Source organism: Pseudomonas atagonensis (assembly GCF_011369485.1).
Taxonomy (GTDB): domain Bacteria; phylum Pseudomonadota; class Gammaproteobacteria; order Pseudomonadales; family Pseudomonadaceae; genus Aquipseudomonas; species Aquipseudomonas atagonensis.
In genome coordinates this window covers 49,234-62,786 of sequence record NZ_VXCA01000007.1, presented here as the reverse complement: position 1 = coordinate 62,786, position 13,553 = coordinate 49,234, and the positions used below count along the sequence as shown (strand labels likewise).

The window sequence follows — 13,553 nt, the reverse complement described above, 5'->3', positions numbered from 1 at the left end:
GCAGAACCCTACAGCTCTTCTCGTCGTTTGATCACACCAAGTTGTGCCGGCAGTTTGCGTCGAGATCGCCACGTGGAACCGATGCGACCCGACTGCTTCCAGTACGGCCCGGCGATCAGCACACGAAATTCTTCCAGCTCAACGAGCCGGGAAATGAACTGTGCCGGTGACAGGCGAGTCACCCATTTGCCGCCGCTGAACTCCACCTGTTTGCTCCGCAACAATTCCCGTTCGGCTTGCGTGTACCCGGGGCTGTACCGGATCAGCACGCCGTAAGGGGTCGAGTAGTAGTAATCCTTGATATCGAAGCCTTTGTCTTTGAGATCGTGGGTATGCGCACGCACCATGAACGGCGCGGCGAAATTCGCATGCACCTGTTCATCATCTGCGGCAAGCGTGGTGTTGCCGGACAGGTACAGCTGATGGCTTGCCACCAGCGTGTAGCCGTCCGGATAGCGTGGCGCCGGATTACGAAAGTTGATCGAAGGATCCTGTGCCGGACGGAAAATCCGGCTGACCGGGCTGGCACCGGAGGCGCTGCTGGCCAAGGGTTCGAGCGCAACGAATCGCGGCGTTCGATCAAGCAACCTGGGTGCGCGCGCGAGTATCGCGCTCTCGAAACCGCTGCCGACCGCAAAGTCACGGCCTGCTCGCTGCTGGGCATAACGAGCGGCGTCGTCAGCATGATGGAAGACCGGTCCCAGCGCCGGCACCGGTCTGGCCGCCCAGCGTTCATCGGCAGTCACGTCCGCCATGTGCGGCTGCCAGTCCTTGCCGAGCACGCCGTGACGTGACCAATAAGCGCTGCCCAATATGACTTCCAGTTTGCCGGCCCGGGCCATGCGCCGAACGTATTCCACCGGATCGAAGCGCCCCCGCGTCAGGTCACTTTCATCCTTGCTTGCCTGCTGCAATGAGGCGAACTGATTTGGCCGTATCTCCACCTGGCCGTGGGGGTCAGTAAACTCGCCCGGTTCAAAGGGAGACATATCGAAGCGCAACAACGCGCCATCGGCGCAGGAGAAAAACACCGGTTTGTATCCTTGCGGGGTATACGCCGCCTCGCACAACCGGTGAACCACCATCGGCGCTGGAAAAAACCGTCGAAAATCGTCACTTGGCGCGCTCGGCAAAACGTTCGCAACGCGCGCATACAGCGCATGCAGGGCAAACCCGGTCGGCAATTTTCCGGCAAGGAATACGCGTTCGGAAACCATGGGCGAGTCCTGCGCCTCCACGGGCAGCGTGGCGATGAAAAGACCCTCGCGTTCATTCGAAAGAATAAGGCCGACAGTCAGGCTATCTCGTTCCTGGGACAGTCTGTGCACATGGCAGGCAGCCGCGTCATCCTGAACAAAAACCGGACTGCACACCGGCGCCACCTGCGTCTGCTCGGCGGAAGCAGCCGGCGCAAAGGGTTGCCAGACACTGACCGCGCCACGCGCGCCCCACAACCGGCTACCGCTCACGACCTGCAAATAACCGGCCCTGGCCAAAAGGTTGACCCAGACGCTGGGCTGCAAAGCGCCGCTGTAAATCTGCTGCTTGACCTTCTTGCCGTCGAGATCGGCTGGCAGGCTTTTGAAATCATTCAGGGCATTGGCCAGGTCAGCGCGCAAACGACTCCAGAGCCCGGCTTCATAACGGATCAGCGAACCGTCCGGTGCGAACAGGTACTCGATCTTGCGCAAGTTGTCCGGCAACGAAAATGACGAGTACAGGGTGTCGACCGACAACATGTTCAGGTACACCTGCTTCTCGGTGTGGGAGAACACCACCGGCAACTCTGCCGCCACCCGCGAACGGTAACGCGCGACCACTGTGCAATCCTGCGGAAACAGCCCGGCTTGCAGGCTCTCGTCAGGAAAAATCAGTTTTACATCGAAGTCTTCCTGCGGTACTTCGACCGGATCGCTGGCCACAAAAAGACCATCGGCGCGCTTCAACACCACGCCGCCAAAGATTTTCTGCGGATGATCGGGCAATCGCGAACGGGCCTCGATCACCGCGTCGTCCTGCTCATGAAAGGCCGGCCCGAGCCAGCGACGCTCGATGTTCATCGACGGCCGCCATGTCGGATCGACCGGGGCAGAACGGTCCCAGCACAGGCTCGTGCGCAGCACCGTCAGCTCACCGCTATTAGCGACCAGTTTGACGAAGTCCTCCGGCCGCAGATTGCCGCTTCCCAAATGGTTCTTGATGTCTTCCAGGCCCATGTTGGGCGTGTCGTTATCGAACAGCTTGCTGGCGACGCGTCGTTGGTAACGCAGGAGTGCACCGTCCTGCGTGGAGATGAACAGCGGGATCTGCTGATCCGACCAGGGTTCGATGACCGGGCGCCGTTGTGAGTAATAGATGGCGATGTACAGGTCGTCCGGCTCGATGAAATTTTGCGACAGCCAGGAAGCCGATGTGCCAGCAAGCAGATGTTTGACCCGTTGCCGCGAATAGAAGAACGCCTGTCGACTGAAGCCTTCCGGGTACTGCAGCCACGGCGCCTGACGGGCCACACCGAACAGCGCCTGAGGCTGGAACACATTGTTCTTGTCCTTGCTGACCGGCACCAGTTCACTGGCCACGTACTCCTCGCGATCACGGTGTTTGAGGATGAAGCCGAACCAGGCCTTCTCTTCGTCATGCAGACGTTCGTCGTGGAAATAGCGATCCTGCGCCGCGTCGTCGGCCGTAGAGAAAATCGCGCCGAACGCGACGTGTTCAGGTCGCTGCCATTGCCACGGCCCGGTGGCGACAGACCATGTCGGGGAGATCAATCCTCGCGCACCCCACAGTGCGTTGTTGAGCAGATTGAACAACTGGCCGGCTGCCGCCACTTCGCGGATGAAGTCACTGGGCAGGCTGGCTCCCGACTCCAGCGCGAGCGCCAACGGGCCGGGTTCTTGCGCCGTACCCAAGCGCTGCTCCAGCGCCTCGACATTGGCTGCCTGAAACCGTACCAGGCTGTGTGGCGCGCCTGACAGGTACAACGGCGTGTCATCCAGCAGAGCGCGCCGGATCTCTTCGACGCTGAACATTTGCAGACTCAGCGCAGCGTCCTCGCGCGACCATTTGCGCCGTTCTACGTCCGCTGAATCAAGGGTCGACAGGGCTTTGTGCGAGACGTAACGCCCGCGCAAATCATGCCCGTCGGGGAACACCGGATTGCCATGGTTATCCTGCGGAAAAAGGTGTCGGCGACGATTCTCTTCGACGCCACCCTGAAGCGGTTCGGTGACGGTAAAGCGCAGGTCTTCGCGCTGGAAGATGTATCCCGCGTATTCGCGATCACGGCGCTGAGCGATTTTCTCGTGGGCATAACGCGCAGCGTCATCGGCAGACAGAAAGGTCGGACCCATGGCCGGCCAGGGATAGCCGGCGTAGGGCTGCCATTCGATGGTCACCGCGCCGAGCCGATCCCACAGACGGCTTGCCCGCAGAACTTCCAGCTGACCGGCCGCCGCCACGACTGAAACGAACTCCCGTGGTCTGAGTACGCCGCTGTGGAGTTTCGCCTGCAAGCCACCGTCGCCAATCGTGCCGTCAGGATTCTTGATGCTCAGCGCCCGCTCCAGTCTGGAATCACTGAAGGTGTACTTCAGGATCGCCGCATCCGTGGCGAGCATGTACAGAGACAACGAAGCGAACGGAGCGGCCAGCAATCTGTGTTGATGAGAACAGGCAATCGCGAACGCGACTTCAGCGGGGGTGAAGAAGTTCTCGTAGAGCCATGGCTGGTGCCGTGGAAACTTATACGGATCCGGTCGCGAGCCGTAGTAAAAACCATCCAGCGCATAACCGTCCGGCAGTATGAAATGACCGTCGTCACGGCGCGCAAAGTAGGTGCCCGGCTCCCATGGCGAGGTGCCCGCCGGGCGCGGTTGTGTCGCCACGTATTCGTTGGTTCCGACCTTCTTCAGTACCAACCCTGAAGTGCGCGCACTGCGTCTCGTCAACGCCGCTTGCACCGCTTGCCCGGCGCTGGCGCAAATGCGCGTCATCAGCGGCAGCCCAGTGACCACGCCTTTGCCGAACATCAGGCCCGGACGCCAGTCCGGCGGCACCGTTCCCAGCGCACCGCGCCAGTCGGCACTGGAGACGATGACGCGCAGTTCGCCCACCGTCGCGACCTTCTTGATCACGTTCTCCACTCCGTACACGGCGAGTGGATGCTCACGCGGTGCGCCGGCCTTGAGCCAGAGGTAGTAGTCGAGTTCATCCTGCGATCCGCTCGGCGTGTAGCTGAGCAGGCTGCCGTCGGCTACGCACAAATAGCTACGTCGGAAAAAATCCCGTTGCGCGACGTTGGCGATGAAATCCGTGTCGGAGAAAAAGTTGATGAACAGGCCGAGGGCCGGTTTGTCGACGCCAGCCTGGACCTCACGAGACGTGTCCTGAACGGGAGGATGTGAGCGGACGCTGGCCACGCACGTCGCGCCCTTGGGCTGCAGAAAATTACCCGCCGAATCGACTTCGAGAATTGTCCTGAAATCAAATCCATCGCCGTCGCCGGGCACCGGCCGGGTGGCGGCGAACTCACCGTCCGCAAGACGCACGATCACACTGGCGTATTCACGATCGGCGTTTGCCGGAAGATAGGTTTGCACCCAATGCGCGGCGTCCTCTTCGGTCAGGAATCCCGGGCTCAGCCTCGGCAGTCTGGGTCTGGACGCTTCAGCGGCGCGGGTATCGCGGCCTGTTTGATCACTCATGATTGAAAACCTGCTGTTGGAGAGAATGGGCTATCAGTCCAACGAGTGTGTGGTCGCAGGCCGGTTGATCAGCGGTACATATCTATCGTTTCTGTATCCAATCCTGTGGCGCATCGTGCGCCCCGACGCAGCACCATTTGCGCGCAATCCTGTGCACGCCAGCGACCTGGCTGCCTGTTAATAGTGCACGCCGTGGCGGCAAGCCGACGCTGCTGCCCTCTGGCAAAGCCGTTTGCGCGGTTGGGCACAGCCCTTGCAAAACACCCTTCAGTCGTCCGCATCTGCCAACCATAAAAAACTTTAACGTTCATGGAGATCGCACAATGAAGCGTCGCAGTTTGATCAAGGCTTTCACACTCACGGCATCCATTGCCGCGATGGGCATGACCTGGACTGTCCAGGCCGCCGAGACCATCAAGGTCGGTATCCTGCATTCGTTGTCCGGCACCATGGCGATCTCCGAAACGTCGCTCAAAGACATGGCGTTGATGACCATCGACGAGATCAACGCCAAGGGCGGCGTCAACGGCAAGATGCTCGAACCGGTGGTGGTCGACCCGGCGTCGAACTGGCCGCTGTTCGCCGAAAAGGGCCGGCAGTTGCTGACCCAGGACAAGGTCGCGGTGGTGTTCGGCTGCTGGACCTCGGTGTCGCGCAAATCGGTGCTGCCGGTGTTCGAAGAGCTCAACGGTCTGCTGTTCTACCCGGTGCAATACGAAGGCGAAGAGATGTCGCCGAACGTCTTCTACACCGGCGCCGCGCCGAACCAGCAAGCGATCCCGGCGGTTGAATACCTGATGAGCGAAGAAGGCGGCAGCGCCAAGCGCTACTTCCTGCTCGGCACCGACTACGTGTATCCGCGCACCACCAACAAGATCCTGCGCTCGTTCCTGCATTCCAAAGGCGTAGCGGATAAAGACATCGAAGAGGTCTACACCCCGTTCGGTCATAGCGACTATCAAACCATCGTCGCCAACATCAAAAAGTTCTCGGCCGGCGGCAAGACCGCTGTGATCTCGACCGTCAACGGCGATTCCAACGTGCCGTTCTACAAAGAACTGGCCAACCAGGGCCTGAAGGCCACCGACGTACCGGTGGTGGCGTTTTCGGTGGGCGAAGAAGAACTGCGCGGCATCGACACCAAGCCGCTGGTGGGCAACCTCGCGGCGTGGAACTACTTCGAGTCGGTGGAGAATCCGGTGAACAAGAAGTTCGTCGATGACTGGAAAGCCTACGCGAAGAAACACAACCTGCCGGGCGCTGACAAGGCTGTGACCAACGACCCGATGGAAGCCACTTACGTCGGCATCCACATGTGGGCGCAGGCGGTTGAGAAAGCCAAATCGACCGACGTCGACAAGGTCCGCGAAGCCCTCGCTGGCCAGACGTTCGCCGCGCCGTCCGGTTACACCCTGACCATGGACAAGACCAATCACCACCTGCACAAACCGGTGATGATCGGCGAGATTCAGAGCGACGGTCAGTTCAACGTGGTATGGCAAACCGAAGGCCCGATCCGTGCGCAGCCGTGGAGCCCGTTCATTCAGGGCAACGACAAGAAGCCGGATTATGCGGTGAAGAGCAACTGAGTTATCCCGCTCAACCTGATCGTTCCCACGCTCTGCGTGGGAATGCCTCAACGGACGCTCTGCGTCCGCTTTGGGGGCGCGGAGCGTCCCGGGCTGCATTCCCACGCGGAGCGTGGGAACGATCACTACGCAAGGCCACGCATATGCGCACTGCCATCTACCGTTTGCTTCTCGCCATCGCACTGTTGTTGCCGATACTCGCCCACGCCGGTGATGCCGAAGACTTCGTCGCGGCCAACCCCGTGCAACAGGCAAAACTGCTCGAAGCCTGGGCCGCGCAGCCCGATCCGGCACGTATCGAACTGATCAACGCCCTGCAGCAAGGCGAATTGACCGTCGACGGCCAACCCAAAACCCTGCGCCTGAACAATCGCCTGCGGGGTCTGATCGACACCGCCATGGCCAGCCACCAATTGCTCGCCGCCGACGCCAAAATCCGTCTGACTGCCGCGCAGCAATTGCAGAAAAGCGCGAAACCCGCGCAGCTGAAATTCCTCGACCAGCAACTGGCTGGCGAAAAAGACGAAAGCGTTCATGCCGCCCTGAGCCTGGCGCTGGCCAACCTGCAACTGGTCGACAGCGATCCGGCGGTGCGCCTCGCCGCAGTGCGTCTGCTTGGCGAAACCGGTGATCCACTCGCCCGCACGCGCCTCGAAGGTTTGCTCGAGCCCGGCGTCGAAACCGATGCCAATGTGCGCACCGCCGCCGAAACCAGCCTCGCCCAAGTCAAACGCAAACTGCTGATCGGCGAGATCCTCGGCCAAGCCTTCAGCGGCATGTCGCTCGGTTCGATTCTGCTGCTGGCGGCGCTCGGTCTGGCGATCACCTTCGGTTTGCTCGGGGTGATCAACATGGCCCACGGCGAGATGCTGATGCTTGGCGCCTACTCGACCTACGTCGTGCAGTTGATGTTCCAGCGTTACGCGCCGCAAGCGATCGAGTTCTATCCGCTGATCGCATTGCCGGTAGCATTTTTCGTCACCGCCGCCATCGGCATGGCGCTGGAGCGTACGGTGATTCGTCACCTCTACGGCCGCCCACTGGAAACCCTGCTCGCCACTTGGGGTATCAGCCTGATGCTGATTCAGCTCGTGCGTCTGGTGTTCGGTGCGCAGAACGTTGAAGTCGCCAACCCGGCATGGTTGTCCGGCGGGATTCAAGTCCTACCCAATCTGGTGCTGCCGTACAACCGCATCGTCATCATTGCTTTCGCGCTGTTCGTCGTCGTGCTGACCTGGCTGCTGCTGAACAAGACCCGCTTGGGCCTCAACGTTCGCGCCGTCACCCAGAACCGCAACATGGCCGCTTGCTGTGGCGTGCCGACCGGGCGCGTCGACATGCTCGCGTTCGGCCTCGGCTCGGGCATCGCCGGGCTCGGTGGCGTGGCGCTGAGCCAGATCGGTAACGTCGGCCCTGACCTCGGTCAAAGCTACATCATCGACTCGTTCCTGGTGGTGGTGCTTGGCGGCGTCGGTCAACTGGCCGGCAGCGTGCTCGCCGCGTTCGGCCTGGGTATCGCCAACAAGATTCTCGAACCGCAGATCGGTGCGGTGCTCGGCAAAATCCTGATCCTCGCGCTGATCATTCTGTTTATCCAGAAACGTCCGCAAGGCCTCTTCGCACTGAAAGGACGGGTGATCGACTGATGAACCAGCCTCTGTTAGTCACGGCCACACAAAAAGCCGGGCCGAAAATCACGATTGCTGTTGGCGCGGTGATCCTCGCACTGCTGATCGCCCTGCCGCTGCTGTCGTTGTTGCCGGCAGACAGCGCACTGCACGTTTCGGCCTACACCTTGACGCTGGTTGGCAAAATCCTCTGCTACGCCATCGTCGCCCTGGCGCTGGATCTGGTCTGGGGTTACGCCGGTCTGCTGTCGCTGGGCCACGGTTTGTTCTTCGCGCTCGGCGGGTATGCGATGGGCATGTACCTGATGCGGCAGGCCGCCGGTGATGGGCTGCCGGCATTCATGACCTTCCTGTCGTGGAGCGAAATGCCTTGGTACTGGGCCGGCACCAGCAGCTTTGTCTGGGCGATGTGTCTGGTAGTGTTGGCACCGGGATTGCTCGCGTTGGTATTCGGCTTTTTTGCCTTCCGTTCGCGGATCAAAGGCGTTTACTTCTCGATCATGACCCAGGCCCTGACCTTCGCCGGCATGCTCCTGTTCTTTCGCAACGAGACCGGATTTGGCGGCAACAACGGCTTCACCAATTTCCGCACCATCCTAGGTTTCGGCATCACCGAACCGGGCACTCGCGCGGTGCTGTTTCTGGCCACGGTGTTGTTGCTGGTTGCCAGCCTGTTCATCGGCTGGCGTCTGGCGCAGAGCAAGTTCGGGCGAGTGCTGACCGCCCTGCGAGATGCGGAAAACCGCCTGATGTTCTGCGGCTACGATCCGCGCGGTTTCAAGCTGTTTGTCTGGGTCTTGAGCGCGGTGTTGTGTGGTCTGGCCGGGGCGCTGTACGTGCCGCAGGTCGGGATCATCAACCCGAGTGAAATGTCGCCGACCAATTCGATTGAAGCGGCCGTATGGGTCGCGCTTGGCGGTCGCGGCACGCTGATCGGCCCGCTGCTCGGTGCCGGCGTGGTCAACGGCATGAAGAGCTGGTTCACCGTGGCGTTCCCGGAATACTGGCTGTTCTTCCTCGGCGCGCTGTTCATTGTCGTGACGCTGTACCTGCCCAAAGGCGTGATCGGTCTGCTGAAGAAACGAGGTGAACAATGAGAGTCACGGCGAGCGCTGAATTCATGCTGGAGCCAGCCTTCTTCCCTGTCGAACCGAACAAGGATGCCGGCACCAGCCGCGACTCTATTGGTCTCGGCCAAAGCGCCGGCCCTGGGCTCGACACCCGCCACGGCACGATCCTGACTCTGGAAGACATCAGCGTCAGCTTCGACGGCTTCCGTGCGTTGAACAATCTCAATCTGTACATCGGCGTCGGCGAGTTGCGCTGCATTATCGGCCCCAACGGCGCGGGCAAAACCACGCTGATGGACGTCATCACCGGCAAGACTCGCCCCAGTCATGGCAAGGCCTGGTTCGGTGAAACCCTCGACCTGACGCTGATGAGCGAAGTGCAGATTGCCCAGGCCGGCATCGGCCGCAAGTTTCAGAAACCGACGGTATTCGAAGCCCTGAGCGTGTTCGAAAACCTCGAACTGGCGCAGAAGACCGACAAGTCGGTGTGGGCCAGTTTGCGTGCGCGGTTGAGCGGCGAGCAGCGCGATCGCATCAGCGAAGTGCTGGAGACGATTCGCCTGACCTCGTCGGTCAATCGCCCGGCAGGCTTGTTGTCTCATGGGCAGAAGCAGTTTCTCGAGATTGGCATGTTGCTGATGCAGGATCCGCAACTGTTGCTGCTCGACGAACCGGTGGCCGGCATGACCGACGCCGAAACCGAGTTCACTGCCGAGTTGTTCAAGAGCCTCGCCGGCAAACATTCGCTGATGGTGGTGGAACATGACATGGGCTTTGTCGGCTCGATTGCCGACCACGTCACCGTGCTGCATCAGGGCAGCGTGCTGGCTGAGGGGTCGCTGGAACAGGTGCAGGAAAACGAGCGCGTGATCGAGGTCTATCTCGGCCGCTGAAACTGCAAACACCTTTCCAATGTGGGAGTGGGCTTGCTCGCTCCCACAGGGGGATTTGAGGAGATCTGGAAATGCTGCAAGTCGAGAAGCTGCATCAGTACTACGGCGGAAGCCACATCCTGCGCGGCCTGAGCTTTGACGTGAAAGTCGGAGAAGTGACCTGCCTGCTCGGCCGTAACGGCGTCGGCAAGACCACTCTGCTCAAATGCCTGATGGGCCTGCTGCCGGCCAAGGAGGGCGCGGTGAATTGGGAAGGCAAACCGATCACCACGTTCAAGCCGCACCAGCGGGTTCACGCGGGAATCGCTTACGTGCCGCAAGGCCGGGAAATTTTCGGACGGCTGACGGTGGAAGAGAATCTGCTGATGGGCCTGTCACGCTTTCCCGGCTCAGAAGCCAAAGAAGTCCCAGGTTTCATCTACGAACTGTTCCCGGTGCTGCTACAAATGAAGCAGCGTCGCGGCGGCGATCTGTCCGGCGGTCAGCAACAGCAATTGGCGATTGGCCGCGCACTGGCCAGCCGGCCACGTTTGCTGATCCTCGACGAACCCACCGAAGGCATTCAGCCGTCAGTAATCAAGGAGATCGGCGCGGTGATCAGGAAACTCGCGGAACGCGGCGACATGGCGATTTTGCTGGTGGAGCAGTTTTACGACTTCGCCGCCGAACTGGCCGATCAATACCTGGTGATGTCCCGTGGCGAGATCGTCCAGCAGGGTCGCGGTGAAAATATGGAGGCCGAAGGTGTGCGCGGGCTGGTAACGATCTAGTACAACGAACTAATCTGTAGCTTCCTAACGATAATTACAAACCATGAATTCGACTGTTTCACCTGCCCTGTTTACCCCAAGCTGGCACGCCGAGCTCGAACTGGCCTACGCCCGTTTCGGCGACTGCACGCGCCCGGTCATGCGTCGGCACCTCGGCCCGCTGCGGGTGCAAAAGCATCTGTACGCCGAAGGCCCGCAAGTCTGCCAGCACATCATCGTCCACCCGCCGGGCGGGATTGCCGGCGGTGACCGACTCGATATCAGCGCCAGCGTTGAACAAAACGCCTGGGCGCAGATCACCAGCCCCGGCGCCGCCAAGTGGTATCGCGCCGCAGGCCCCGCTTATCAGACGCTCGACTTGCGCGTCGCCGCCGGCGCGACACTGGAATGGTTGCCGCAGGAGACCATCGTCTACAGCGCCGCCCAGGCCGAATTGACCACTTCGATTAACCTGGAAGGTGACGCCCGGCTGTTCTACTGGGACGTGGTGGCGCTGGGGCGTCCGGCCAGTGGCGAACGGTTCGACCTCGGGCATTTTCAGGCGCATCTGGATATTCGCCGCGACGGTCGATTGCTCTGGCATGAACGCCAGCGCATTGTCGGGAATGACGGTTTGCTTGACTCGCCGATTGGTCTGGATGGTCATCCGGTGTTTGCGACGCTGCTGGTGACCGGTGAAATCGACGCTGAATTGCTGGAGCGTTGTCGTTCGCTAGGGCATGACGTGCGCGGGGATTTGACGCAACTGCCGGGGTTGCTGGTTGCGCGTTGTCTGGCCAGTGAAGCGTTGCTGGCGCGAGCGTGGCTTATTGAATTGTGGCGCTTGTTGCGGCCGAAATTGATGGGACGCGAGGCAGTACCGCCAAGAATATGGAACACCTGAAAACCAGCCCTCACCCCCCGCCCTCTCCCGGAGGGAGAGGGCGCCTGACCGAAGTGCCTGAAAAGAATTTGTTAACTCAAAAATGTTGCTGACTGAACTGGCCATAACAAACAACCTGAATCGGTCCCCTCTCCCTCCGGGAGAGGGCTAGGGTGAGGGGTGGTTCCAACTGACACCCCACTCACTACAAGAACCACACAAATCTGCCCAAATGGATTTAAAACGATGGACCTGACCCCACGCGAAAAAGACAAGCTGTTGATCTTCACCGCCGGCCTCGTCGCCGAACGGCGCCTGGCCCGTGGCGTGAAGCTCAACTACCCGGAAGCCATGGCCTACATCTCCGCCGCGCTGCTCGAAGGCGCCCGTGACGGCCAGACCGTAGCCGAACTGATGCACTACGGCACCACGCTGCTGAGTCGCGAGCAAGTGATGGAAGGCATCGCGGAAATGATCCCGGAAATCCAGGTTGAAGCGACGTTTCCCGACGGCACCAAACTGGTCACCGTTCACCAACCGATCGTCTGAGGCCGCGCCATGACTTACTCCATTCGCGATGCCCTCCATGCTGACCTGCCGGCGATCCGCGATATCTACAACGACGCCGTGCTCAATACCACGGCGATCTGGAACGAATCCGCCGTCGACCTCGGCAATCGCCAGGCGTGGTTCAGCGCACGTCAGGCGCAGGCCTACCCGATTCTGGTGATCGTCGACGGCGACAACAGCGTGCTCGGCTACGCTTCGTACGGTGACTGGCGGCCGTTCGACGGGTTTCGCCACACCGTCGAACACTCGGTTTACGTGCGCAGCGACCAACGCGGCAATGGCCTCGGCCCGCAACTGATGACCGCACTGATCGAACGGGCGAAGACTGGCGGCAAGCACGTCATGGTCGCCGCCATCGAAAGCGGCAATGCTGCCTCGATTCGCCTGCATGAACGCGCCGGATTCGTCATCACCGGGCAGATGCCGCAAGTCGGCACCAAGTTTGGTCGCTGGCTCGACCTGACCTTCATGCAACTGACCCTCAACCCTGGCGCGGAGCCGCCTGACGCCAACAAGGAGTGACACCGATGAACGCCGCCCAACTGCGTCGCGTCAACGCTGAAAGTTTTGCCCACTATCGTCAGGGCCTGATCGACCTGCTGCTTGACGCGGTGGGATATGGCGCCAGCGTCGGCTTCATGGCCGACCTCGATGCCGCTCAGGCCCGCGCCTATTTCGATGACCTGCAACAGCAAGTGAACAAAGGCAGCGTGTTGCTCTGGGTGGTGGTCAAGGACGAACAGGTGCTGGCCAGTGTGCAACTGGGCCTGTGCCAGAAGGCCAACGGCCTCAATCGCGCCGAGGTGCAAAAACTGCTGGTGCGCGAACACGCCCGGCGTCGCGGTCTCGGCCAGCAACTGATGCAGGCGCTGGAGCAGGAAGCTCCCAAACACAAGCGCGGCATGCTCTACCTCGACACCGAAGCCGGCTCGCCCGCCGAAGATTTCTACAAGGCTCAGGGTTACACCCGCGCCGGGGAAATCCCCGACTACGCCTGCGATCCGAATGGCACGTATCGACCGACTGCCCTCTATTACAAGATTCTGCAAGGAGCCCAGTGATGATTCCTGGCGAGTACCAGATCCAGCCCGGCGACATCGAACTCAACGTCGGCCGCCGCACCGTCAGCCTGAAAGTCGCCAACAGCGGCGACCGACCGATCCAGGTCGGCTCGCACTATCACTTTTTCGAAACCAACGATGCGCTGACCTTTGATCGCGCGGCCAGCCGTGGCATGCGGCTGAATATCCCGGCGGGCACGGCGGTGCGCTTTGAACCGGGGCAGAGCCGCGAGGTGGAACTGGTGGATTACGCCGGGCATCGGCGGGTGTTCGGGTTTGCCGGGCGGGTCATGGGTGACCTCTGAGTCCGCGTGTACCGCAGCCCTCACCCCAACCCTCTCCCAGAGGGAGAGGGAGCCGATCACCGATAGCCGCCTCACCGCGATCAGTCCCCTCTCCCTCTG

The 13,553-nt window shown here is 61.0% G+C and carries 11 protein-coding genes; 10 read left to right on the top strand and 1 reads right to left on the bottom strand.

Features of this window, described 5'->3' with window-relative positions; genetic code table 11:
- Window positions 1-8 precede the first annotated feature (8 nt).
- On the bottom strand, window positions 9-4,706 hold the full coding sequence (locus F2P67_RS05130; protein WP_166218170.1) for a DUF4329 domain-containing protein: 4,698 nt from the start codon (window positions 4,704-4,706) through the stop codon (window positions 9-11).
- 323 nt (window positions 4,707-5,029) lie between these two features.
- On the opposite strand from F2P67_RS05130, the gene urtA reads away from it, so the two are divergent.
- The 10 genes from urtA to F2P67_RS05080 all read left to right on the top strand — a co-directional run bounded on the left by urtA (window position 5,030) and on the right by F2P67_RS05080 (window position 13,454).
- Window positions 5,030-6,295, top strand: a complete 1,266-nt coding sequence (gene urtA / locus F2P67_RS05125) for an urea ABC transporter substrate-binding protein (RefSeq protein WP_095047339.1) — start codon at window positions 5,030-5,032, stop codon at window positions 6,293-6,295.
- 143 nt (window positions 6,296-6,438) lie between these two features.
- A complete protein-coding gene (gene urtB, locus F2P67_RS05120) occupies window positions 6,439-7,941 on the top strand; it encodes an urea ABC transporter permease subunit UrtB (RefSeq protein WP_166218167.1) in 1,503 nt (500 codons plus the stop codon).
- A complete protein-coding gene (urtC, locus tag F2P67_RS05115; protein ID WP_166218164.1) occupies window positions 7,941-9,020 on the top strand; it encodes an urea ABC transporter permease subunit UrtC in 1,080 nt (359 codons plus the stop codon). Before urtB ends, urtC begins: the two co-directional genes overlap by 1 nt.
- A complete protein-coding gene (gene urtD, locus F2P67_RS05110; RefSeq protein ID WP_166218161.1) occupies window positions 9,017-9,886 on the top strand; it encodes an urea ABC transporter ATP-binding protein UrtD in 870 nt (289 codons plus the stop codon). The genes urtC and urtD overlap by 4 nt, the downstream gene beginning before the upstream one ends.
- A 71-nt stretch (window positions 9,887-9,957) precedes the next feature.
- Window positions 9,958-10,656, top strand: coding sequence for an urea ABC transporter ATP-binding subunit UrtE (gene urtE, locus F2P67_RS05105; protein WP_166218158.1), 699 nt, complete (start codon window positions 9,958-9,960; stop codon window positions 10,654-10,656).
- Window positions 10,657-10,699: 43 nt separating this feature from the next.
- On the top strand, window positions 10,700-11,539 hold the full coding sequence (locus F2P67_RS05100) for an urease accessory protein UreD (protein ID WP_166218155.1): 840 nt from the start codon (window positions 10,700-10,702) through the stop codon (window positions 11,537-11,539).
- Window positions 11,540-11,764: 225 nt separating this feature from the next.
- Window positions 11,765-12,067 carry an urease subunit gamma gene (gene ureA / locus F2P67_RS05095; RefSeq protein WP_042608931.1) on the top strand — a complete coding sequence of 101 codons (303 nt, stop codon included), beginning with the start codon at window positions 11,765-11,767 and terminating at the stop codon, window positions 12,065-12,067.
- 9 nt (window positions 12,068-12,076) lie between these two features.
- Window positions 12,077-12,610, top strand: coding sequence for a GNAT family N-acetyltransferase (locus F2P67_RS05090; protein WP_166218152.1), 534 nt, complete (start codon window positions 12,077-12,079; stop codon window positions 12,608-12,610).
- Between the two features lie 5 nt (window positions 12,611-12,615).
- Complete coding sequence (locus F2P67_RS05085) at window positions 12,616-13,149, top strand: GNAT family N-acetyltransferase (RefSeq protein WP_166218149.1); 534 nt, start codon at window positions 12,616-12,618, stop codon at window positions 13,147-13,149.
- Window positions 13,149-13,454 (top strand): urease subunit beta, encoded by a 306-nt coding sequence (locus F2P67_RS05080; protein ID WP_007915947.1) that lies wholly within the window; start codon window positions 13,149-13,151, stop codon window positions 13,452-13,454. Before F2P67_RS05085 ends, F2P67_RS05080 begins: the two co-directional genes overlap by 1 nt.
- Window positions 13,455-13,553 lie beyond the last annotated feature (99 nt).